The 23576-nt window shown below is 39.5% G+C and carries 26 protein-coding genes and 1 pseudogene; 5 read left to right on the forward strand and 22 right to left on the reverse strand.

All coding sequences use genetic code 11. From position 1 onward, the window contains the following. The 10 genes and pseudogenes from CALSC_RS16955 to fldA form a co-directional block, all read right to left on the reverse strand. The coding region (locus tag CALSC_RS16955) for a histidine phosphatase family protein (RefSeq protein ID WP_200817662.1) at positions 1-583 on the reverse strand (583 nt) is incomplete at its 3' end. 172 nt (positions 584-755) lie between these two features. Then, the gene (locus CALSC_RS16960; protein ID WP_088242486.1) at positions 756-1031 is read right to left on the reverse strand and encodes a hypothetical protein; all 276 of its coding nucleotides are present in this window, start codon (positions 1029-1031) and stop codon (positions 756-758) included. 105 nt (positions 1032-1136) lie between these two features. Next, entirely contained in the window at positions 1137-2102 is a 966-nt protein-coding gene (locus tag CALSC_RS16965) for a chlorophyll a/b binding light-harvesting protein (protein ID WP_088242487.1), read from the reverse strand. Positions 2103-2299: 197 nt separating this feature from the next. Further along, a complete protein-coding gene (locus tag CALSC_RS16970; protein WP_088242488.1) occupies positions 2300-3334 on the reverse strand; it encodes a chlorophyll a/b binding light-harvesting protein in 1035 nt (344 codons plus the stop codon). Between the two features lie 429 nt (positions 3335-3763). Next, positions 3764-4459, reverse strand: coding sequence for a phycobilisome rod-core linker polypeptide (locus CALSC_RS16975; protein ID WP_088242489.1), 696 nt, complete (start codon positions 4457-4459; stop codon positions 3764-3766). Positions 4460-4665: 206 nt separating this feature from the next. Further along, complete coding sequence (locus tag CALSC_RS16980; RefSeq protein WP_200817664.1) at positions 4666-6171, reverse strand: chlorophyll a/b binding light-harvesting protein; 1506 nt, start codon at positions 6169-6171, stop codon at positions 4666-4668. A gap of 172 nt (positions 6172-6343) precedes the next feature. Then, positions 6344-7369: a chlorophyll a/b binding light-harvesting protein gene (locus CALSC_RS16985; RefSeq protein WP_088242506.1), complete on the reverse strand. Its 1026-nt coding sequence runs from the start codon at positions 7367-7369 to the stop codon at positions 6344-6346. 202 nt (positions 7370-7571) lie between these two features. Beyond that, positions 7572-8570 (reverse strand): annotated as a pseudogene (locus CALSC_RS16990) (chlorophyll a/b binding light-harvesting protein); the annotation flags it as partial. Positions 8571-8861: 291 nt separating this feature from the next. Beyond that, positions 8862-9641, reverse strand: coding sequence for an alpha/beta fold hydrolase (locus tag CALSC_RS16995; protein WP_088242492.1), 780 nt, complete (start codon positions 9639-9641; stop codon positions 8862-8864). Positions 9642-9680: 39 nt separating this feature from the next. Then, positions 9681-10196 carry a flavodoxin FldA gene (gene fldA / locus CALSC_RS17000; RefSeq protein WP_088242493.1) on the reverse strand — a complete coding sequence of 172 codons (516 nt, stop codon included), beginning with the start codon at positions 10194-10196 and terminating at the stop codon, positions 9681-9683. A 1228-nt stretch (positions 10197-11424) separates the two neighbouring features. Between fldA and CALSC_RS17005 the strand changes: the two genes are divergently transcribed. Further along, a complete protein-coding gene (locus tag CALSC_RS17005; RefSeq protein ID WP_088242507.1) occupies positions 11425-12021 on the forward strand; it encodes a cytochrome c oxidase subunit 3 family protein in 597 nt (198 codons plus the stop codon). Between the two features lie 7 nt (positions 12022-12028). Next, entirely contained in the window at positions 12029-12319 is a 291-nt protein-coding gene (locus CALSC_RS17010; protein WP_088242494.1) for a cytochrome C oxidase subunit IV family protein, read from the forward strand. 237 nt (positions 12320-12556) lie between these two features. On the opposite strand, the gene CALSC_RS17015 is transcribed toward CALSC_RS17010, so the two are convergent. From CALSC_RS17015 to CALSC_RS17025, 3 genes are all read right to left on the reverse strand, one after another. Continuing rightward, on the reverse strand, positions 12557-13276 hold the full coding sequence (locus CALSC_RS17015; protein ID WP_143288286.1) for a hypothetical protein: 720 nt from the start codon (positions 13274-13276) through the stop codon (positions 12557-12559). 181 nt (positions 13277-13457) lie between these two features. Next, positions 13458-13724, reverse strand: a complete 267-nt coding sequence (locus CALSC_RS17020) for a Uma2 family endonuclease (protein ID WP_088242496.1) — start codon at positions 13722-13724, stop codon at positions 13458-13460. A gap of 129 nt (positions 13725-13853) precedes the next feature. After that, positions 13854-14948, reverse strand: coding sequence for a precorrin-8X methylmutase (locus CALSC_RS17025; RefSeq protein ID WP_088242497.1), 1095 nt, complete (start codon positions 14946-14948; stop codon positions 13854-13856). Positions 14949-15009: 61 nt separating this feature from the next. On the opposite strand from CALSC_RS17025, the gene CALSC_RS17030 reads away from it, so the two are divergent. Continuing rightward, positions 15010-16905 (forward strand): heavy metal translocating P-type ATPase, encoded by a 1896-nt coding sequence (locus CALSC_RS17030; protein ID WP_088242498.1) that lies wholly within the window; start codon positions 15010-15012, stop codon positions 16903-16905. Between the two features lie 187 nt (positions 16906-17092). Here CALSC_RS17030 and CALSC_RS17035 read toward each other — a convergent pair whose 3' ends face one another. The 9 genes from CALSC_RS17035 to CALSC_RS17070 form a co-directional block, all read right to left on the reverse strand. Then, entirely contained in the window at positions 17093-17479 is a 387-nt protein-coding gene (locus CALSC_RS17035) for a hypothetical protein (RefSeq protein WP_088242499.1), read from the reverse strand. Then, entirely contained in the window at positions 17476-18072 is a 597-nt protein-coding gene (locus tag CALSC_RS17040) for a DUF6036 family nucleotidyltransferase (protein WP_088242500.1), read from the reverse strand. The genes CALSC_RS17035 and CALSC_RS17040 overlap by 4 nt, the downstream gene beginning before the upstream one ends. Positions 18073-18236: 164 nt before the next feature. Further along, positions 18237-18377 (reverse strand): YwiC-like family protein, encoded by a 141-nt coding sequence (locus tag CALSC_RS17045; RefSeq protein WP_235006825.1) that lies wholly within the window; start codon positions 18375-18377, stop codon positions 18237-18239. Beyond that, the gene (locus CALSC_RS17050; RefSeq protein ID WP_088242501.1) at positions 18374-19069 is read right to left on the reverse strand and encodes a TVP38/TMEM64 family protein; all 696 of its coding nucleotides are present in this window, start codon (positions 19067-19069) and stop codon (positions 18374-18376) included. Before CALSC_RS17050 ends, CALSC_RS17045 begins: the two co-directional genes overlap by 4 nt. Then, complete coding sequence (locus CALSC_RS17055) at positions 19070-19252, reverse strand: hypothetical protein (RefSeq protein WP_088242502.1); 183 nt, start codon at positions 19250-19252, stop codon at positions 19070-19072. Positions 19253-19474: 222 nt separating this feature from the next. Then, positions 19475-20089, reverse strand: a complete 615-nt coding sequence (locus tag CALSC_RS27885; protein ID WP_268807220.1) for an NAD(P)/FAD-dependent oxidoreductase — start codon at positions 20087-20089, stop codon at positions 19475-19477. A 29-nt stretch (positions 20090-20118) separates the two neighbouring features. Beyond that, a complete protein-coding gene (locus CALSC_RS27890) occupies positions 20119-20430 on the reverse strand; it encodes an NAD(P)/FAD-dependent oxidoreductase (protein WP_200817663.1) in 312 nt (103 codons plus the stop codon). A gap of 347 nt (positions 20431-20777) precedes the next feature. Next, complete coding sequence (locus CALSC_RS17065) at positions 20778-21374, reverse strand: hypothetical protein (protein WP_088242503.1); 597 nt, start codon at positions 21372-21374, stop codon at positions 20778-20780. A gap of 180 nt (positions 21375-21554) precedes the next feature. Continuing rightward, positions 21555-21962, reverse strand: coding sequence for a hypothetical protein (locus CALSC_RS17070; protein ID WP_159460641.1), 408 nt, complete (start codon positions 21960-21962; stop codon positions 21555-21557). Positions 21963-22129: 167 nt separating this feature from the next. On the opposite strand from CALSC_RS17070, the gene CALSC_RS17075 reads away from it, so the two are divergent. Both CALSC_RS17075 and CALSC_RS17080 read left to right on the forward strand, forming a co-directional pair. Continuing rightward, the gene (locus tag CALSC_RS17075; protein ID WP_088242505.1) at positions 22130-23170 is read left to right on the forward strand and encodes a class I fructose-bisphosphate aldolase; all 1041 of its coding nucleotides are present in this window, start codon (positions 22130-22132) and stop codon (positions 23168-23170) included. 167 nt (positions 23171-23337) lie between these two features. Beyond that, on the forward strand, positions 23338-23576 hold a 239-nt coding region (locus CALSC_RS17080; RefSeq protein WP_143288287.1), incomplete at its 3' end, for a DoxX family protein.

Genomic DNA, 23576 nt, shown 5'->3' on the forward strand with positions numbered 1-23576 from the left:
GACCAACGATCACCGTATTTTTCCTTTTTGGGGGTACAGCAATCAACATAGGATTTACCAAAGCTTTCATCTGAGCCACTTGTTGCGGGGTATAGTCTTCTGCTTTAGGGAAATTCAGGTCACCATTTTTCTCATATTTGCCAAAAGCTAAGTCTGCTGTTTTCCAAGCACGACAATACTGACTAGAAATTACCTGACCAACGGGAATAGAATATTTGCGAAATGCTTTGCCAATGGCTTTGGCTTCTTTCCATCCCTTTTCACTCAGTACCCGTTGGGTCGAACAATTATTGACATCCGCCTTCACTTGATCTGCATAATCTCTTTCTGTTGTGGTGTGGCGAATGTAAATCACATGACCCCCTTGCTTTAAGGCATTCAGAAGGGCTTTACCAGCAAGTTTATCCTTAAAATTAGCATTTGCCAATTCTCCCTTGGTCATTTCCTTAGTGGATGCAGTTTGAGCAATAGCTTTACCTGCAGCATCTTTTGTTATTTGCCTACATCCAGTGGTAATTGCGATCGCAACTAAGGCAGCCAAACCAACCAGGGAACCAGAGCTACTTTGTAGAATCTTTTGCATCTTGGTCTCTATAAAAATTAACCAGCTTATTGAGAATAATAATCACATTACACCAGAAATAATCAATTGTAAATTCCCTAACCTAGTAGATTTCTGGCTTTCCTAAGATAAATCATGATACAAAATTATTAAGATAATCTATGGGAAAACTGTAGCGATCGCTGCCATAAATTTAAAATAGCTTTCGTCGTCCCTGTTGACAAGCATTACAATTAGCTGTTTTTGGCTCAAAATCCATACAGCCAATGGCATCTTCAGAACAAGCTTTTACAGGATTAACGGTACATTTGAGTCGATAATCGTTAGTGAAGTAGTCACAACCAGCGCAGGGAATTTGATGTATTCTCCTTAAGTGTTGCATTCCAACTTTAAAAGTATGCCAAATACTGCAACAGAATAAAATCATCAGTGTCCAAGCAAGGCAAGCTAAAAATATTGTCATTAGCATTCTTCTGATCCAATTAATATTACAGAAAAATGCCCACAGCCAATTAATTTTAATTATTAACCGCAGGCAGAATCAGCTAATTAGCTGATGTTGAGCAAAATTGAATTAAGTCTTAACTTGACGGTAATGCCAACCATGCCAAACAAAACCTAAGAACGCTAATATTCCCAGAAAAAATTGTGCATTTGCCAAAGCTAGACGTTCAGTTCCATAAAATTCTGTGGGGAAAACAGTGTTGTTACAACCGACAAAAGCTGTAGAAAGAAAAGCCATCCAAGCTAAACCAAGTAAGCTATAGGAAAGAATTTCTTCTCCATGTTGAATAGGAAAAAGTCCCCTAATCCAACCAAAAGGTTTAAAAACAATATGCCATGCACCCCCAGTAATTAAAATCAACCCAACCCAAATATGACCACCAATCACATCTTCTAAGTTATCCACACTTGCCATTCCCAAAGGATTCCAAACCCCATCCTTCATCCCTACTAAATAACTAAAAATGATCTGTGGATCGAGAGTAGGATTATTTATTAGGCGAACATCTCCCAAATTAGTATCATAAATTCCGCCGAAAAACATGGCTTTAAGTACTAACAAAAATGCTCCCAAACCCAGAATGATTAAGTGATGCCCCAAAATAAAACCTAACTTTTTGGGGTCATTCCATTCATAGTGAAATTTAGTCGCTCTCCCATTGGCATCACGTAAAATTGCAGGGGAGCGAAACACATGAAATAATCCACCCGCACCCAAAACAGCAGATGCCACTAAATGCAGCATTCCAATGACAAAATAAGGATAAATATCAACTATTTCACCCCCAGCACCAACACCCCAGCCCAAACTTGCTAAATGAGGTAATAAAGTTAATCCCTGTTCATACATCGGTACCCCTGGAACAAATCGAGTAACTTCCAAGATAGTGGAAGAACCAGCCCAAAACATAATTAAACCTGCGTGGGCAACATGAGCGCCCAATAGTTGACCCGATAAGTCAGTTAAACGGGCATTACCAATTAACCACGATGAATTTGTGTCTGCTGCAAAGGTTTTATCAGTAGAAACTGCCACAATTTATTACCCTTGTTCAAATGATTTGTCGAGTGTCTAAGTTCTTAATGCAAAAACCAACCACTTAGACGGTGGAGGAGGAAAGGAGTTTGGGAAGTGTGGGGAGTGTGGGGAGTGAGGGAGTGTGGTATTTCTCCCTTGTCTCCTTGTCTCCCTTGTTCCCCTATCACCTATCCCCTAAAACCTAACTTCTCTCTTCAAGACTCCCTAGCCATAGCGTCTATTGATTTCTCAACTTGCTTGAAATCTACACCAATAGCTCGTAAGGCGTGCCATAAATGTCCTTGGAGCAAAAAGAAAGATAAGAAGAAATGGGAATTAGCTAACCAAGCTCTGGCTGTATGAGCACCATTCGGTAGCTGTACTGTATCAGCAAAATAAGGACAAACCCCAAACTTAACTTCTAAGGCTGGACCAAAGAATTCTACAGGATAAGCTAAAGTGTTAACTGCACAGAAATAAGTAGCTACGAAACCTGCTAAGGCAATACCACCCAAGGAATAGGAAAGGATTGCTTCACCAGAGAAAATCAACAGTTTCTTTGCCCAAGGTAAAGGACCTGTTGTGATATGCCAAAATCCACCGAATAAGAGGGTAAAGCCAACAAAAATATGACCTCCAACTAAATCCTCTAGATTATCAACACTAGCAAAATGAGTCTGATAGCCATAGATAACAAAAGGATTAAGAGTAGGATTAGTCACAACTCGGACAGTATGACTCGCTGCATCATAAAGCCCTCCCCAATACATGGCTTTACCTGCTAGTAATAATGCACCTGCACCTAAAAACAGCAGATGGTGTCCTAAAATGAAACCGAGTTTATCGGGGTCATCCCAGGCAAAATGGAACTTGCGAGCCCTTCCTGTAGCCTCTTGCAAGTCTTTTGGACCTTTAAAAGTATGGAATAAACCACCTGCACCTAAAACGGCGGAGGAAATTAGATGTACAACCCCAATTACAAAATAGGGGTAAGTATCGATTATTTGCCCTCCATCACCCACACCAAGGCCTAATGTAGCTAGATGGGGTAGTAAAATCAATCCCTGTTCGCCCATAGGCACATCGAGGTTGAATTTGGATAGTTCAAACAGTGTAAATGCTCCCGCCCATAGAGTAATGAGGGCAGCTTGGGCGACATGAGCGCCGATAAACAAGCCGGAGAGATTAGCAAAGCGGGCGTTACCTGCCCACCAATCATATTTGATACTGGAAGAGCCGTATGTTTGCATTATTGTTCTGGCTAGAATTTATTGAGACTTATACTCAATTACCTGAAATACTTTTAGTCCTATTGTTTCACCCATAAACCTATATTTTGCGAGTAATGCTATTGGTTTAAAAAACAAGATATTGTTTTGGTAAGCATTTCTGACAACAGGGAATTAGGTATGATCAACTTTGGAACTATTGGATCTGCATATTTGTTAATTGAGCTTCACACACCTACCTTATTAAAAATATTTCTTAATTAAAACCAATATTTACAAAAAGTAACAATTTCTTCGTTAAGTATATTAGGATACGATAAATTAACAATAGTAAACACATTTACTACTGTTGTATGGAACTTAGGATATCCAAAAAAACAATATTGTAATTAGGGTATAGAGGCTTGCTGAAATTGATACAAGTATAGAATCAGTAAGCCTCATCAACTATTATTTGGGTAAAGCTATCATAGCTATTGTGGCAATCAATGCAGCAACAGAAACTGTAGGTACAAACAATAATACTCTACGGTAAACAGCAGCACTATTATCTTTGACAAGGTTGAATATTTGCGTACCAATATTGATGTGGTAACTATCGTGGCGAATCATACGAGCAAATGGCGCTTCCCCTTGTTCTCTCTGTGGTAATATTCTTCGTCTTTGATAGGGAACGGTATTATATCCAAAATTATTGATATACTCATCACTATTCAATAATTCATCAATAAATCCCTGTAAACCCTTAGTCGCAATAACAATTGACCAAGCTAGTTTTTCTTGATTATTATAAACATTCCGACCGATAAGGCGCTGAATGCACATTTCCACAAATCGGTAATTATTATTAGATTCGTAGTTTAGCCGTCGGAATGAGTCAGCCAAAACTAAGCCTCGAATGAATTCCTGTACTGTAATTTGACCTGAGCGCAGTTGAGATTCTAAGGGAATTTGTCGGTGGTAGCTAATGATTTGTTGCTCGTTAAATATTTGTCGGTAGCAAGCCCAAATTATTTCATCAATGTCAGAACCATTGGGTAAATTATCTGTGCTGTAAATCCGTGGTTGTTCTTCACTTGATATTTCATATCCATTCACGCGCTGATTTTGGCTGGAAAGTGTATAACTCATTAAAGGAATTGACATCGATAAATCTCCAATTTTCAAATGCAAGAGGAGGGAGTGGTGGAGTGATGGAGTGATGGAGTGATGGAGTGATGGAGTGATGGAGTGATGGAGTGATGGAGTGATGGAGTGATGGAGTGTAGACGCTATGCGTCTACAGTTATGAAAATATCTAATGTAAATTAGGTATTTTTTCTCTTTCCTTCTTTCTCTCCTTCACTCTTCTCCTAAAGGGTTGCTCGTCCAATTTCTAACAGAATGAAACAAGCAAAAATTACACCTCCAATACCACCAATTAAAAAGCCAGAGGTAAAAAAGCTCCAATCTTTGTAGGTTTGTATATTGTCAGGTAAAACGCCTACAGGTTTAGTTCTTTCTTGAAATACTGATGCTCCATAGATAAACAAACCTAAACTTAAAATCACAACCAAACCAGATGCACTACCAAATCCAGCAAAAAGAGCGATATCGCTATTTCTCAAGGGACCAAGCTCTAAAAATGGTCCTAATATGAAATAGCCATGAGCCATACCTATTTCTAACCCTCTGGTAATGGGAGATAATCCATCCCGATAAATTGGCAGATTGTTAATCCAAGTCCGGGGAACACCGTCAGTATTCAGGGGTGTAGCTAAGTTACCTGACTGGGGATTACTCTCAAAAGGTTGGACAATACCTTCAACAATTGATGCATTGTTAAACTGCATATCCCCAAAAGCTGCATCAGGATTGAATTTCATCTTACTGAACACAAATCCAGATGCGATCGCTCTTGCTCTCAATGCGTGCCAAAAGTGTCCTGCTAACAATAAACTGGCAACAATAATATGAAACAGCATTAACCATGTGCGGGATGTAATTTCCCCATCAACAGTTAAGGTTTCCGCAGGTCCATAAAATACTGAAGCATAGACGGTATCATTTGCCCAGACAAAGTAAGCAGCGAAAAATCCCATATAAGCAAGAGCCGCCTGACTATAGGATAAGTAAGCCTCACCAGACCAAACAAATAATCCCTTTGCCCATTTTTTTGGTTCAGTTAAGATATGCCAGATACCACCTAAAATACAGGTTGCACCAACCCAAAGATGACCACCCACTACAGTTTCTAGGTTATTTACAGCCGCCATTCCTTTCAATGTCCACCCATCGGGAGTAACACCTACTAGATACCCAAAAATGGTAAGTGGGTTAAGGGTGGGGTTATTAATTAACCTGACCTGCTCTGTTACCGGATCGTACAATCCACCGAAAGATACTGCTTTTGCGACCAGCAATAATGCTCCTATTCCCAAAAGTACCAGATGAATCCCCAGAATGGAGGTCATTTTATTGCCGTCATCCCAACGATAGCCAAAGCCTTTTTCATCTAATTTACTTGGTCCAAGGGTGGAGTGATAAATACCACCAGCCCCTAAAAATGCGGAACTGATTAGGTGCAACATCCCAATTAGAAAATAGGGATAAGTATCAATAACCTGTCCTCCGTCTCCAATACCAATACCCAATGTAGCTAAATGGGGCAATAAAATTAACCCCTGTTCGGACATCGGTATAGATGGATCTAATCTTGATACTTCAAATAGGGTCATTGCCCCTGCCCACAGTACAATTAATCCTGCGTGGGCGACGTGTGCCCCTAGTAATTTACCAGATAAATCCAGGAAGCGAAAATTACCAGCCCACCAAGAATAAGGATCCATTGAATCCTTGACATAGTTGGTTTCAACCATTGCATCAGTTGAAAAACCAAGGGATTTTAAGGGATTTTCTTGTGTAGTTGTCATAGTTAACCAGCTTAAAAATTAAACCACCTGTTGATCAATAATGATTGTGGCAGATAGATGTCTGAAAGGCTTATACAGCAGTTCTTTCACAATCTAAAATCCAAAATCCAAAATGGTATTAACTTACCTGTCCCCTTGTAGACGTAATTACTCGACCTTCAACAAAGCTATAACCTGCTGCCCGCAGTGCATGAAACAAATGTCCTTGTAAGAAGAAGAAGCCTAACCAAAAGTGAGCATTGGCTAACCAGACTCGGGAAGTTAAGGCACCATCAGCACTGGTAAAAACTGGAAAGCGATCAAATGTCAAGGATAACGCTGGTCCAAAAAATTCTGTGGGGAAGACTGTAGTATTAACTGCCACAAATAATGTGGCTACAAATGCCATTAAACTCACAGCACCAATACTGTAGGATAAATAAGCCTCACCAGACCAGACAAATAGGTTCTTTGCCCAAGCAAGAGGTGTGCTACGCATATGCCAAATGCCACCTACAATACAAATTGCACCAATCCAAATATGACCTCCTACTACATCCTCTAGGTTATCCACACCAGCAAGCCAAAACTTACCTTCTGTACCCAAGAAATAACCAAAGATTTTCCCTGGATTTAAAGTTGGATTAGCGATCGCTCGCACATTATGAATAGCCGGATCGTACAATCCACCGTAAAACATGGCTTTGGCAACCAGTAAAAATGCACCGAAACCCAGTAATATTAGGTGAATCCCTAGAATAGTTGTCATCTTATTGGTATCATTCCACTGATAACCAAAGAAGGAAAACTCATCTTCCAAAGTTTTGGGACCTTTAAGGGCGTGGAACATTCCCCCGGCTCCCAGGAATGCAGAACTAATTAAATGTATTACCCCAATCACAAAATAGGGATAAGTATCAACCACCGCACCACCTTCTCCTATTCCAACCCCAAGCCGAGCCAGATTGGGTAAAACAATTAATCCTTGCTCATACATAGAGCGTGAAGGATCTAACTGTGTTATTTCAAATAAGGTAATAGCTCCTGCCCAAAGCACTATTAAACCAGCATGGGCAACATGGGCACCTAATAACTTCCCAGATAGGTTAACTAGTCTTGCATTGCCAGCTCGCCAAGGAATTTCTGCTTTTGCTTTTATGGCAATCGCTTTTTGTGGAACTTCTGTTATAATTTCGTTTTGCGTAGTTTCCGTTACAACTTCAGTTTGTGCGTCTTCTGTTGACGGAGTCTCTTCTGGGGGCATTGTTTCACTTTCTGTCATAGTAAAATGTTCTCCTTATTCAACTGTTCAGATTTGTCGGTACCAAGAGTGTTGTTTCTTTAGCCATAAGGTCAAAGAAGGTATTATATTTCACTCCTTTTACCGCTGCTTTTGCTCTATAAGCGTGCCAAAGATGTCCAACTAATGCTAAAAATCCTAACCCAGCATGAACGCTAGCTAATGCCGTCCTCACCGAAGGAGCAGTATCACCCACTGGCCCATACAATACGCTGGGATAGGCTATTTCATTAACGGAAACAAAACAAGCAACACTAAAACCAGCTAATGCTAAAGCACCCAAACTGTAGGATAAATAGGCTTCCCCCGACCATACCAAAGCCCGTTTTGCCCAATTCAATGGTCGAGAAACAATGTGAAAAACACCCCCGCCAATGCAGAGAATACTCACCCACAAATGACCACCAACAATATCCTCTAGGTTATTTACACTCGCCATGCCGGTAATCGTCCAACCTGTAGGGCTAAAACCAAATAAATAGCCAAAAATTCGCACTGGATTTAAATTAGGCTGAATCAATCGTACTTTGTCCACCAAGGGGTCATATAATCCACCCCAAGATGTTGCTTTTATCACCAGCAACAGTGCTCCAAGACCCAACATGACCAGATGAATACCGAGAATAGTAGTCATCTTATTGCCATCTTGCCATTGGTAGCCAAACCCCTTCTCATCTAAGGTGTCTGGCCCTAAGACAGCATGATAAATCCCTCCAGCCCCTAATACAGCAGAAGCGATTAAATGTAACATCCCGATCAAATAATAGGGATAGGTATCAATGATTTGTCCACCCTCACCAATACCTAATCCGAGGGTGGCTAAATGGGGCAACAGAATTAAATTCTGATCCCATAGGGACAAATCTAGATTCAATCGGGAACACTCAAATAGAGTCATTCCCCCTGCCCACAACATAATCAGTCCAGCATGAGCAACATGAGCTCCTAAAAGCTTTCCTGACATATTCATAAATCGAGCATTACCTGCCAGTAAAGGCGATCCTGATTCTTTTTCGTCTACTGACCAACCCAGTACTGGGAATAGAGGTTTCCAGAAAATACTCATTTGTAATCTTTATCAATAAGTATTGAAGAGTTTAAGTGAATGAGATTTAGTGCGAATATTGCAACTAATTGATGAAAAGCTTCTCTTATCTATAACTTACAACATATTAGCCCTCCTGTAAATTAGGTAATAAATACTATTATCCAGCCATTTTTTTCATTAATCCATAGAAAATAATGAGAAATACTAGCATTAAGATCAAGTATGCACGTTAAATTAACTGTACTAATTCTAAATTAATATTTCGTTACATTTTGGCTGATGTTGATGGGACACTCCCAGAAGTAATGGCTACGCGAATGCTTGAGAGTTATGTTCACTTATGGGTATTTCTAGGGATTGACTTTGCTTCTCTGGTACGGATGGCAGATTTAAGCTTTGCCAAAAGTTCAACATTTGCTGACCGACATTTTGGGGATAAAAATAGTGAAAGAAATGTAATCCTCGAGGACATTCCCAAAGTCTATCTTCTGGCTTAAACCAATTAGACCAATCATGTAATAATGATGGACTAATAACTGGGTCGGTTTTGCAACCACATACCATTAAAGGCATATAAACTCCACCCTTTGGTAAAGAAGTGATTTTGAAAGGAGAATGGGAGCAAGGGGATTCCTGTAAATCTCTATCTAGAGTAGCCACTAACTTTTTCATCTTATGAGGCGGTTGATAGCCGAACAAACTACGTCCATTGTTTGCCAAAATTCTTTCGCGGCTAAGAAAAAACATTTGCCTTTGCACATAATAATGTGCTTGCCAATTGATTGCAGGTTGGGAGCCTACACTTAATAAAGTCAGGGATTTGATTTTTTGAGGAAAACGACGGGCAAACATTAATGCGATCGCACCCCCTGTACTATGACCAGCCAAATGAACTGGGCGAGAATAGGATTGCAAAAACTCATCAATGAGGCACACAGCTTTATCAATAGAGCTAGCTTCATCTGGTGCTGGATGGTACTCCCATTGAGCTACCTGCAAAGATTTAGACAAAAACTTCAGTAGTGGTTGGTCAAAATACTTCAAACTTGGACTAGCAGTCAACCATAAAACATCAAATGAATTAATCATAAATACCTCTTCCCTCCCTGTCCCCTAATATTTAACTACTTATAAACCAAACTCAGTTTTTAATTGAGTAGCCCAATCTTTTACTCGCTGATCTGTGAGATCAGATTGATTATCCTCATCAATTGCTAGCCCTACAAATTTGCCATTTTTCACACCTTTAGAATTATCAAAATCATATCCATCAGTTGATGTATAACCAACTGTTTTACCTCCTTTACCAGAAATTGCTTCTTCTAAAATGCCCATAGCATCTTGAAAGTTATCGTTGTAACCAATTTGATCTCCAGTGCCAAAATAGGCAACTTTTTTACTATTAAAATCAATACCCTCTAGTTCATCTTGGTAAAAACCATCCCAATCGCTCTGTAGTTCGCCAATATCCCATGTAGGACAGCCAATAATCACGCATTCATACTCATCAAAATCAGCAGACTCTACTTGAGATATTTCATATAAGGTGACTACATCATCACCTAATGCATCCCGAATCATTTCTGCAACAGCTTCAGTTTTTCCTGTGGTACTACCGTAAAATAAACCTATTTTTTTTGACATTCTGGCTCCTGAAAATGAGAAAAACAAACTATTATTGTTCAATCAACTCAATTCTTTATTTGTCTATGGGTAAGTGAGAATAATTACATTGCTTTCACCCAGAGAGAAAGGCTATACAAAAATAACGTAAGTGTCTAAAAGTCAATAGGTACTATTAACCTTGCATTACCCGACTACTAAAAGAATTGATTAATTGAATAGTCATGTGATTCATGACTTGAATTTATGAGAAGATTTGGCAATAATTAAAAAAATCATGAAGATTACTGAGTATTTATCTTAATTAACTCCTTTGATATAGTATCAGAATTAATGAAAATATATTGCATTAATTTTAAATTAATTTTTGTAACCACATATATAATTGACCCTCAAACTCTTTTCTATCTAGGCTTAGAGGGCTATTTTAAGATTGAACGATGGTCAGCATAAATATATAAATGCAAAATACTAGCAATAAAATGGTGATACACTAATAAATAATTCACTAACTTGTGATGATACCTCATACCGAAAACCAGCTAAATCCTATTTTTATGCGGTAACACTCGTAATAAAAAGGATTTAGCTTTTTTGTGGCATTATTCATCTCCTGTCACTTTCCCTGCAGTATATGTACTACATAAACCTTTTAGCTCTAGCAGACAAAGGTTTGAGGGTTATAACAACTGAATGCCGCACCCATATAATTAATAAATCTTTCTTTTTTGAAAAAATTAGTCAATCAATCTAGTGGTCTGTCCCATAAAATATGATAAATTGATGGACTTTCGATCACACCCACCTAGGACTATAAGTCCCAGCCTAATGTAAAAGTCAGGAAGAGGCAGGGGAGCAGGTAGCTCTTAGCAGGGTAGAAACCCCATACATGAATGTAGAGAGCAGCGTGCAGAAAGGGGGTCTCCCTCATGAGCGACTGCATCAAGAAAGGAATTATTGAGAAAGAGTGCTTATGCATCGCAGCACAATTATTTCTAATTTTTCCACAAATAAATTTGGGGGCTTGTATCCTTTTCTGTTTCGGTCAAAGGGGAGCTTCAGTGTAAAATTATTTTCAGAAATTACCTTAACATTTTGTCTAACAAAACATTTACCTTAGGTTGTCACATCGTGAACAAAATATTTGAGTGAAAAGTCCTACAACAGTAATGGATATCTATACGCAGAAGTATATAACCTCATTTAGCATTGCACCCTAAATATGACCTACCCAAAATTTTCCAATCCAATGAATAATTCTCCTGGGCTTAACTCCGAGAACCCAAAAAAAGCTGAACGTCTACCAGGAGAAGAAGGGGTATGGGTTTTTATCCTCGGGGATATGGTTGTATTTGCCTTGTTTTTTGCTGTATTTGCCTATTATCGCTCTTTAGATATTCAGTTGTATAAACAATCACAAAGTACTCTTAATCAAAACTATGCTGCTATTAATACACTCTTGCTACTTACTAGTTCCTGGTTTGTTGTGCTAGCTCTGCATGAAGTCAGAAAAAACAAGACCATTATGGCGCGACTATTTTTTGCTTCGGGGTTGCTGTGCGGAGTAGGCTTTGCTCTGGTGAAAATTTTAGAATACAGGGAAAAAATCCAACATGGCATTACCATGATGACCAATGATTTTTATATGTACTACTACATATTCACAGGGATTCATTTTTTGCACGTCATCATTGGTTTGTCTGTTTTGATGTTTCTTTTGCTCAAAACTAAACAAGATTCCTTGACGATTAAAGACATTCAAACCTTTGAAAGTGGTGCTGCTTATTGGCACATGGTTGATTTACTTTGGATTGTGTTTTTCCCTCTACTTTATTTGGTGAAATAATTAAGTCATGATATTACCTATCAATACAAAAGCCACTTTGATTTATCTGTCTTTAGTACTTCTGACTATATTTTCTTGGTGGATAGTAGATAATTATACCTCTGACAGTCTTAATGTTGATAAATATGTCAGTGTAGGACTACTGCTAGTGGCTTTCTTCAAAGTGCGTTTGGTAATCATGCATTTTATGGAAATCTCCACAGCACCTTTCCTACTCAGAGCAATATTTGAAACTTGGGTATTTGTAGTTGCAACAGTAACTATTGGTCTTTATTTATCAGGAATCCAGTATTCTTGAGTATCAGAGAACACCAAAAAATAAATTACCCAATATTCTGGACTTGAACTACTTGCTTTACCCTCTCTCCTCCCTTTGGGGTCGTGTCGCGCCACTTACTACAACGCGCTTAACCTACCCAAAGCAGTGGCTTATAACATTTCTCTAAATCCTGGCTAGAGATAATTTAATTCTCCCCCTGCTTGCTCCCTACTCCCTGCTCCCTGTTCCCTGCTCCCCTGCATTTCAAGCGATTGATTATTTTTTGATTTGGAAGTCCCTTATAGGTGGATCATCTGGCATAGCTATAATGGACTTATACATAAACAAGAACAAAATCATTAGCCAAATACTGAACGCTCCGAAAGGAACCCAGAAAGCCAAAATTCCATTCCAAGCAAAGGCTCCGGTTTTGAAATAGGTGATTAAGCCACTGGGGATAAATAGGAAAGCAGCCCAAAAATTGAGAAAGCCAACCCACCGGGGAAATATGGGTGGAGAACCTCTATCACTGAGGATTGCCAAACCAATAGATAGATTCTGGACAATTGCAGGAGCAGCCGGGAAGACAAGGAATATCCAACCAGCATCATGGAGCATCATGGTAATTTGGGGATCTCTATCTAACCGAAATGCAGCAATTGACCAGATAATTGGTGGTATAAATAGAGCTAGTAATGCTACAGTACCGGCAATCAGTTGAGTGGGTGCCAAAATCGGATTTGCCCCTTCTATGCGATGCATGTGTGAGCTGATGAGTGAAACAAATGGTAGGGTGAAAGAGACTCCAAGCAGCATCACTACCATGCCAGCGCGAATACCAAACAAGTTGTTTTGATACAAACTGATAACATCAGCTATGGAATTATTTGGAGAGGAAGGCGGCACAAATCCCGCAAGCACGATAAAACCGATAAATGTAGCTATGCAGCCAAAAACTGCGCCCCAGTAAACTAGAAAATGATTGTGTTTTGACACTATTAAGTAGTAAATATTAAGTAGGATGGATTACGGCCATGGAAGGGTTTAAGCTTGCAATCATTCGCCGTAAGATAACACTACCTGGGATATATTCAAGTAGCGTGTAACTGATTGCACAATTTAAGTTTGACTTTATAAATTATCTCTGAAATATAGGTTTTTTCCTTGTAGAACTCTCCTACACCTTCAACCAATTAAATATCTCACCTACAGTCAGCCGAACCTTCTGGGCAAATTCTGGCACTGGTAACACCATATCTAGCTTTTCAAATACCTGCACAGACTTATCCGCATCATAAACAAATATGCAGGATTCCTCAGCATCCAAAAGCCAACCCATCTCGGTGCCGTTATTAATACAATGAAGAATATTACGAATCACTTTGGTTTGGCTTTGATTGGGAGAGAGAATTTCAATTGCCCAATCAGGATGTAAGTTAAATATATTGGCTACATCTCCATAAAAGAAAAGTCACTCCGATATTTGTCAGCCGTGAAAGACGAAGCACAAGCAATAGAACCTGATAAGGAGTTTGCAGTCTCTAATCTCAAACGGGTGGCGGAAAGTTTAATTCTATTTGCTGTTCTTTACACTCAAATAACAGTGACAGTCGGGTTTGTCAATTAAAGATTGGGCTAAGGCATTGAGGGCTGTTGCTGCCAATAAACCCCCACCAAGAGAACCAACTATAGTAATAAAGGGAACACCAGAACGCATAAGTAAACGTTTAGCTGCTGGTGCATGACTAAAGCCAATGGGCATACCAATAATTAGGGCGGGATGTAGCAAATCGTCTTCGATCGCTCGACAGATGGAGATTAATACCGAAGGAACATAGCCAACAACCAAAATACAGCCAGAAGTTAGCTGCTGTAAATCTTTGTGCCAAGAGGTGGAACGCCAAGACTCTTGTTCTGCTTCTGCTGCATTGGTAAGATGAGGATTATCAATTAAAGTTGTGATTTGGCAGCTGAGATGGGCGAGACGGGGGCGATCGCAAGCCGCTACAATAGCCGGAACATCGCCGACAATTTGACAGCCAGATTGGAGGGCAACTCTAGCAGCAGCAATTGCTCCTGGACTAACTTGGATAAAATTAACTAAGCTCACATCTCCACAAGCTAATACAAGTTGGGAAATTAAATCTACTTCAATTTCCGGGCGATTTGATAAGTCGGGTAACAAAAGCTTTAAGGATTCTGCAAAAGCTTCGGGGTGAGCGGGGGTAGCTGTATCAAGGGTGTCCCAAAAGTTTTCGATTTCTAAAAGTTTGAGTTGTGCGATCGCTTCTGCTCTCATGGTTGCACACAGGGTATCTCTTCCTAATAACCCTTCTAGAGCAGATGCAGTTTGTCGCAATTGAGCAATTTGTTCCATAACCCTGCGATATTGCTGCTGGAGTTGAGGAATTAGAATATCGGTTGCTGTTGGCAAGGTTTCAGTTGTTAGCAATTTGCGGATTTGTTCTATTTGAAACCCTTCTTGTTTGAGAGCGACTATTTTTCGCAGTTGTTGCACATGACTTTCAGTGTACAGGCGATAGTTACTTGGCGATCGCTTGGCTTCTGGCAACAGTCCAGTCTGGTGGTAGTAGCGTACCATGCGCGGAGTCAGACCATCGCCTATTTTTTCCGTAACCTGTTTGATTGTTAAGTATTGATTCGCCATAGTTGACCTTAACACCAATGTCAAAGTGTAGCCTGAGTGTGTTCTCAGATTCATTCTAGCGATGGCTCAATTTACCCCTAATGAAATTTTACAAAAATATGCTGATGCCTACGCAGCAGCTATCTGTGGCATTTTAGTTATCCTTGGCTGGGTTTGCCTTCATTTTAACTGGATTGGTTTTGCCATATTGATTTTGAGCGCAGCTTATGTGATTGGCGGTTATGAAAGCACCAAAGAGGGACTTACTACCCTGTGGCAGGAAAAAGAACTAGATGTTGATTTACTAATGATTGTGGCAGCTTTAGGGGCAGCTAGCTTGGGCTTATGGCGACGGGAATACCATTTAATTATCGATGGGGCAGTCTTAATTCTCATTTTTGCCATTAGCGGTGCTTTAGAAAGTTTTGCCATGCAGCGTACTGAGCGTAATATTCGTTCTTTGATGGCAGTTACTCCTGATACTGCTAGAGTCATCCACAATGGTGAAGAGCAAAATATTCTCATCACGCAATTACAAGTGGGAGATGTAGTTTTAGTCAAACCTGGAGAAATGATTCCCACCGATGGAATTATTTTAGAAGGAGCAACTACGGTGAATCAAGCTCCGATTACTGGAGAATCCATTCCTGTGGATAAAACTATCGGCGACGAGGTTTTTGCTGGTACTCTCAATGGCAATGGCGTATTACAACTTCAGGTTCATCAACCCCCAGAAAGTAGTTTGATTCAAAGGGTAATTCGTCTGGTGGAACAAGCCCAAACCCAAGCCCCTCCTTCACAGCAATTTGTAGAACGTTTTGAAAGAGGCTATGCCAAAGTAATTGTCTTCTTGGCTCTAATTTTGGCAACTTTACCTCCTTTTATCTTGGGTTGGAACTGGGAAACCACTATTTATCGGATGCTAATTTTTTTGGTGGTGGCTTCTCCTTGTGCTTTGATGGCATCAATTATGCCGACTCTGTTATCGGGTATTGCTTGTGGGGCGCGAAAGGGAATTTTATTTAAAAATGGGGCACAGTTAGAGAAAATTGGTCGGGTAAGAGCGATCGCTTTTGATAAAACGGGTACTCTCACCATGGGACAATTAGAGGTAGTAAATATTATTCCCGCAGCTCAACACTCGGTTGATCAGGTGTTAGAATTAGCAGCTGCCATCGAATCTGGTTCAGAACACCCCATCGGCGAAGCTATTATCCAAGCAGCACAGAAAGCCAATTTATCATGGCAAAGCGCGACTCATATACAAGCCAAAACGGGTCAAGGTATTGTGGGAGAAGTGGCAGGAGCAAGGGTTACAGTTGGCAAATCTACCACAAATATCTGCTCTCCTGAATTGAAGGAAGTTAGTAATATCCTAGAAACAGCAGGTAAAACCGTTGTCTGGGTAAGTTTAGCTGAAGAAATTGTCGGAATTATTGCCGTTGCCGATACCGTAAAATCAGAAGCAGCTACTGCGATCGCTAGCTTAAAAAAACAGGGAATCGAAGCAACAGCTATGCTCACAGGAGACAATCAACGTACTGCCCAAAGCGTAGCTCAAATTCTGAATCTCGATGGGGTTCATGCCCAATTATTACCAGAAGACAAACTAGCAGTCATCAGAAACTTACAGCAGAAGTATCAAAATGTGGCAATGGTGGGAGATGGGATCAATGATGCTCCGGCTTTAGCTGCTGCTACCGTGGGAGTAGCAATGGGAGTTACTGGTACGGATGTCGCTTTAGAGAGTGCAGATATTATTTTAATGTCAGATAACTTAGCCAAATTGTCCCAGGCAATTCAACTTGGTCGTCGCGCTAATCGCATTATCAAACAAAATATCACTTTTGCTCTCTCGTTTATCTGCTTGCTGTTGCTGGCTAATTTAGTTGGTAGTATTAATTTACCCTTGGGAGTAATTGGTCATGAAGGTTCTACCTTATTAGTAACTTTAAATGGTCTGCGCTTATTGAAATGAGTCGATACAAATTTGTAACTGATGGGTCAAATCAATTACGACTTTCGTGTCGGTTTGCACATAAATTGAAAATTTTCTTAACTTGCTATGAGGTTAGAGCTTGTCTAGGAGTTAGTATTAATTTTAATTTAGTGGTTAATAGAAAACCGATCCCATTGGATCGGCTTCACTCTAATCACTGAATGGATTATGCATGGGCATGGACGTAGTGGCGAGTCTGATATTCAAGTAAAGGTGACATTACATGAGAAATATCTTCGTTCAGGTTCCATTTCTGGGCTAAAGGTTCTAAGTTGTCTACATTATCAACAACTTCCATTACTTCGGGTAGACTTTGCTCAACTTCCTTTACCAAGATTGCAAGTTCCCGTTTTTGAGCTTTAGGAATGCAGTTGTAGCCTCTAAAGCGATCTATCAAGTAACCAGCTTTTCTTAGTTGTTCTAAATCTAGATCGCTAAGTTCTGGAGTATAACATTCATGCCAGAACGCTAAGGCAATTGGCTTTAAGTCCTCCACTGAAAGATGATACAAAGGAGAGCTAACAGCTTTTCTAAATTGTGTATTTAAACTCATTGCGCTTCCTCTTTCAGAAGAACTATAGCCGTCTTTATATTAAATTCTAGCTTATCCGTAGCTACACCACAATATTTTTTTGCTTCTTCCGCAGTCTCTATAAAGTCTTCTATAGTAAACATTTTGTTTTGAAACAAGTTAATAATATCTTCTTGGTCAATATATACAAATCGCCCCAGTTTGGAAACTGCTATATCTACAGCAGAAACTAAATAAAGAGAAACTAGCTTTGATTTAGTTGCATGTATTAGTGAGGATCTTTCCTTGTATTCTGGGTGAATAGGAGCAATAGTCGGGTTAAAATTGCCATCAAAATCTAACGTACAATAGTCACCCTCTTCGTCATCAAAAGATACAGCTTTAATACCATATTGTAAAATATCTACAGAGTTTAGCCTTTGAATTAGCTGTAAATCGGCATCTACGTCGTTACTAGCCCTAGTCCCGATATGCAAATGTATTGCACATCCGCCAAAAAGATAAACCTTAACAGCTTCGCTGGCGAGATTATGGTAATTCTTCTCAAGGTAAGAATCCAAATTTTCAAACATCTTAAAAATAGCTTGAGAGAAAGGAGTCTGAATATAAGGCATCTATGCTTTATGGTTTTCCGTCATTCCAGTTATTTTAATCTTTAAAATAAGCGATCGCCTTACCCATAATTACCCAGGCAAGTGGACTGGCAGCAAATTTGCCAAACCAGTGGATGCTCTGCCTGAAAGCCACAAAAAGCGCAGATAAGTGCTAGGGTTGTCTCTCACCTCCACTGCTGTGCAGTAGCAGCCCCTGTAAGGAATGAAACTATGAGCATCACATAAACTCCGTGTTCTGGGGAAACCGTAGGACGATACCACTGTTGTGAATTCGGTACAGGAGAATGGTTTGCGATTGTTGTCATGATGGCTTTCCTCCATTTTTATTATGTTTGCGATTCAACCATGCCGCTAGAACAGCCAAAGCGAACATACCTAATAGGGCAAAGCCAAGGAGTAATTTTCCTTGGGAAAAGATGCCTGCACCCAAAGCAACAATAGGAGGTGTGGAAATTAAGATGCCTAGAATCAAAGCCGGGATAAACTTACCCCATTGCATTTGAGTTAGCCCAACGGCATAACAGACAAAATCGAATAATCCGGTCATTAAAAATCCAGCGACTAGGAAAGGGTTATTCTCTAAATAGTTAGAAGCAAGGGAATCAACTTTACCCATAAATCGTTGACCCACTAGTCGCTGTACGATTCCTCTACCGTAACGTTTGGCAATGTAAAAATTCCCAGAGCAAGCAGCAAAATCAGCGATCGCTATGACCATGATTCCATGCCAAAAGCCAAATAAAGCACCTGCCAAAACTGAGTAAGCCGTACTGGGAATTGCCGGAATCACAATGCTTACCGATCGCAGCAACAACAAGGCAAAAGGTGCCCAAATTCCTAATTCATGGACATTGGTACGGATTTGCTCAATTCCCACTTGCTTGACTAATGCGATCGCTCCCACAATGACAATTCCCAGACCAAACAACCCCAAAATATCAATCCATCGCCGACGTTGACCTGAGGATTTCGTTTCGTTTCGAGGAGGTTGAGCCACTTAATCTATTACCTCAGTATTAGGTGGATAGTAGAGTTCGTCTCTGAGAATCCAGCCAGTCTCTTGTTGTAGGTAAGCATGGGTACTGAGACCAAGCTGTTTGGCTGATACAGCAACGGCTTTATAATCAAGCCCCAAGAGGTTACAAAGTTCCTTCTGACGGATTCCAGTTCCGTTTCCCATGGATATTATTACCAGAATATTTGAGGATTAATCCTAATATAGCGGTTTTCAGTTGAGTGTAGACGCGCAGGTTCACCTCCCTACGAGTGATATTTATATCTGGATGACAGCTAATCAGAAGCTACAGGACGCGGTTTTAACCCGTCACGTAGCATCTTTTTAGAATCCCCTCGCCTTCAGGCAGGGGAGCAGTCAATACTACATCTTAGATTTAGAGAGGCTTTATGAATGATCCCAGTCAGTTTTAATTGACCTACGATTATTAAGAAAGCGATCAATAGACATCGCTGCAATACAGCCATCACCAGCAGCTACAACTGCTTGTTTATAGGGTGTGTTACGTATATCCCCGATAGCCCAGACTCCTTCGATACTGCTAGCCATAGTTTCGTCCACTTGAACACCACCATCAGCTTTATACTCTATGAGATTGCCGATAAAATCGGTAATAGGTTTAGAGCCATTCTGATATATAAACACTCCTTCCAAGTCCAGAAAGATAGGTTCTTCTATATCTTTGTGCTTCAACTTCACCCCTGTTACCCCCATCTCATTTCCTTCAACAGACAACAGACGAGTGCTTTGCCAATGCTTGACATTAGGTCTATTAAGTAAGTCTTGGGCGTGTTCGTCTTCTGGTTTGGGGTTCTTAAAAGTGATCCAGTTAACAGTAGAGGCAAATTTGGTAAGAAAATGGGCTTCTTCTATTGCTTCTTGATTAGTACCCACAACAGCCACTTCTCGCTCTTTATAAAATGCACCGTCGCAAGTAGCACAATAACTGACTCCACGACCCAAATAATCGGATTCCCCCTGAAAAGATGGAGGACGACCCATTGCACCAGTAGCAAGAACTAATGCTTTACCTACAAATGTACCTTCTGGGGTATAGACTTTTTTAAAGTACCATCAACATCAATATTATAAACCTGAGCCCGCCGATAAGTAGTGCCATAAGAAACAGCCTGATCTCGCATTTCCTTTAATAATTCTTCCCCACTTATATCTGTAGAGACTCCAGGGTAATTGGCAATTTTGTGGGTAATAGCCAAAGCACCTACAGCAGGATTTTTGTCCAAGATAACAGTCTTATGATTTGCTCTTGATGTATATAGGGCACAACTACACCCTGCTGGACCGCCTCCAACAATAACAACATCAAACTCGTATATATCCAAAATGCTAATTCCTGTCAATTATTAAACTAACCTAAGGATACATCTGCATCTGTTCTACTTGCAACAAATATCTGTAACAAATGGTATTATTGAAGCTCAATGCTATTCATAGCAAGGATTTTTAAATAACAGAGGAGAAGGAAGCAGAGGTCTAAGCAGTTAAGGAACTAAATAAAATATTGCATAAGTTTCTCAATAAATTTTCTTGCACTCCACACAAAAGCTCCCCTGCTCTTCCGCTCAAGAATACCCTTACTAATAAAGACTTTCGGCTTATCTTTGTGCCATTCATATCTGTAACAAGGTTTCATAGTTATAGATTTATTAAATTAACTACTTGACGTTGATTAACAATTCTCATAAATTAATGTATGCGATCGAACTTGAACGGAGAGGAAAAACGACTCTAGTATTTCCAAGGACTTTTGCCAGGAGTAATAAGCTTCGTCGATAGATGAACAGTGAGTTGTAAAAATAAAAATGGCGCAAGAAAACCCATCAATATCTACATCTAAAAACTGAGCTTCTTCTAGCATCCACTGGAGTTTTACTTTCTCGTCAAAATTATGCTGGCGTAAAAACTGTTCAAAGTGAAAATATAATGAAAAGTAATTTCTTGCATCTTGTACACACATCCTACAATTAAAAGAAAACTCAATATATCCTCTATATACATATCCTTCTTGTTCGTGAATTTTGCCACTGAAACACCCAATACTAAAAAAATTTGTATCAGGTGAATTAAGCGATCGCACTAATGTCTTTAGAGCATTATCTGACGACAATTCGGGAACAGCATCAATCAATTTTGGTCTAACTTTGAGGTTTTTAAAACCATAGTTATTCTTTCCATGCTTTTGCTTGATTTCATTGCTGCTATAGGGAATTGCTTTGCCATAATTGCTAATAAATAGCGAATTAGAATACGGTGATGATGATTTCATTCAGACTTTGAATTAGTAATGGCATTAGTAATAGGACTTACACAAGTGTCACAAGGAAAGTCTAAATTTAAGTCATGTAAGCCTTGGTTTTAAACCTAAGTTATGAAGTTTAATTAATAGTTAAGCATAATACCTACTGAATAACCAAAATTTTAAAGTAAACTGCAAATAATTGATTCATTATTGGCGATAAGCACTTTGAGAATTATCAAACAATTGTATAATTTGACAACAAACTTGTTTCAATAGTTCTTGAGCCTCTGATGTCGGATTAGAGATCCCTGAAAATTCCCAATGTCCAATAGTAGAGAATTGCCATTGCTCTCGATAGGCTTCATAACCTGAAAGTTGGATTCCCACAGCTTTATAATCTTGTTGTTCAAAGTCTCGATGAATTCTCACTTGCATCAAGATGCTACGACAACGACAGTCAAAATTAGCATTGGGAAAATGAAAGCCAATATCAATTGAGTTGGGATCGGTAAACTGTTTAGTTGTATCGTTTTTTGCCCAAGGTTTTAAATCGGCAAAGCAGTCGGGAAATTTGGCTCTAAACGAATATACTATGGCTTCTATCTTACTAATCATTGCTAAACTTTTGAATTGCTCAAAGGCATTCACTGCATACAACTCCTAAAAACTAACTCTTTGACACCATTGGGCGTAATACCAAAGTAAATTTATTTTATATTTATTGCAATAATTTATCAATAGATATATGATTTTTTTTAGTCAGTTTTAAGGAAATATGGATAATGAGTAAGTATGCCCCAGAGCTAATAAGCACTGCTAAAGCGATGATGGCAGAAGGAAAAGGTATTTTAGCGATGGATGAAAGTAACGGAACTTGTAATAAAAGATTTGAGCAACAAGATATTGCAACAACAGTCAAAAATCGTCGTACTTATCGCGAATTAATTTTAACTTGTCCTAATCTCAGCGACTATATCAGTGGGGCGATTTTATATGACGAAACTATTCGTCAATCTACGAAAAGTGGTGTATCTTTCGTCAAAGTGATGCAAAAGGCTGGCATGATCCCTGGGATCAAGCTAGATACAGGAGCTAAAAATTTAGCTGGACACAAAGATGAAAAAATTACAGAAGGTTTAGATGGTTTGCGCGATCGCATTGCTGAATACTATCAAATGGGTGCGCGTTTTGCTAAATGGCGGGCGGTGATCACTATTGGAGAAGCCACTCCCAGTGATGCTTGTATTGAGGCTAACGCTTATGGTTTGGCTCGCTATGCTGCTTTATGTCAAGAAGGTGGTTTAGTACCAATTGTCGAACCTGAAGTATTAATTGATGGCAAACATACTATTGAACGTTGTTACGAAGTGACAGAAAAAACTTTGCATGAAGTCTTTCGTCATCTATATGTACAGAATGTTGCCTATGACCAAATGATTCTTAAACCCAGTATGGTGATTTCTGGTACAGGGTGCTCTACCCAAGCAAGTGTAGAACAAGTCGCTACAGAAACAATTCGCTGTTTACTAAATACAGTACCTCCTGCTGTACCAGGAATTGCTTTCTTGTCCGGGGGACAAAGTCAAGAAAGATCCTCAGCACATCTTAACTATATGAATGCCAAATTCAAGTCTCAATGTCCCTGGCGCGTTACTTTCTCTTATGCTCGTGCTATTCAACAACCCGCATTAGAACATTGGGGGGGTAATTCTGCTAACGTTGCTAAAGCTCAAAAACTTTTGCTACAAAGAGCAAAGTTAAATAGTGCTGCTAGTAAAGGTACATATACCCAAAAAATGGAAAAAAAGCCTGTATTAGTCTAAAATTTGCCAATTATTAAGGACAGATACAAGCTAATTCTCCTGCTTTTTCCAATATAACCCTCTATTATAAGCAGTAATGTGCATATTAATTTCCGATTACTGCTTTCTTGCGCTCCGAAGGCTACAGGTCAGGTAATTCCATCTAATGTAATCGATTAATTAGAAACATGACTAGCACTCAGACTCAAAAATCTCTATTTTCAGTCGTTTTACAATCTAATCTTACTAATAATCTGCTATTTCAAATCACTTGGTTGACAGTGCGAATTTTAGCAGGTCTATTAATGATTCACAATGGTTTAGATAAGCTGGCAGATATTCCAGGTTTTTCGAGTAATGTCGTGGCTGCAATTGGTTTACCTTATCCAATATTCTTTACTTACTTTGCTGCCTACATTGAGATAAG

The organism is Calothrix rhizosoleniae SC01 (assembly GCF_900185595.1).
GTDB lineage: Bacteria > Cyanobacteriota > Cyanobacteriia > Cyanobacteriales > Nostocaceae > Calothrix_A > Calothrix_A rhizosoleniae.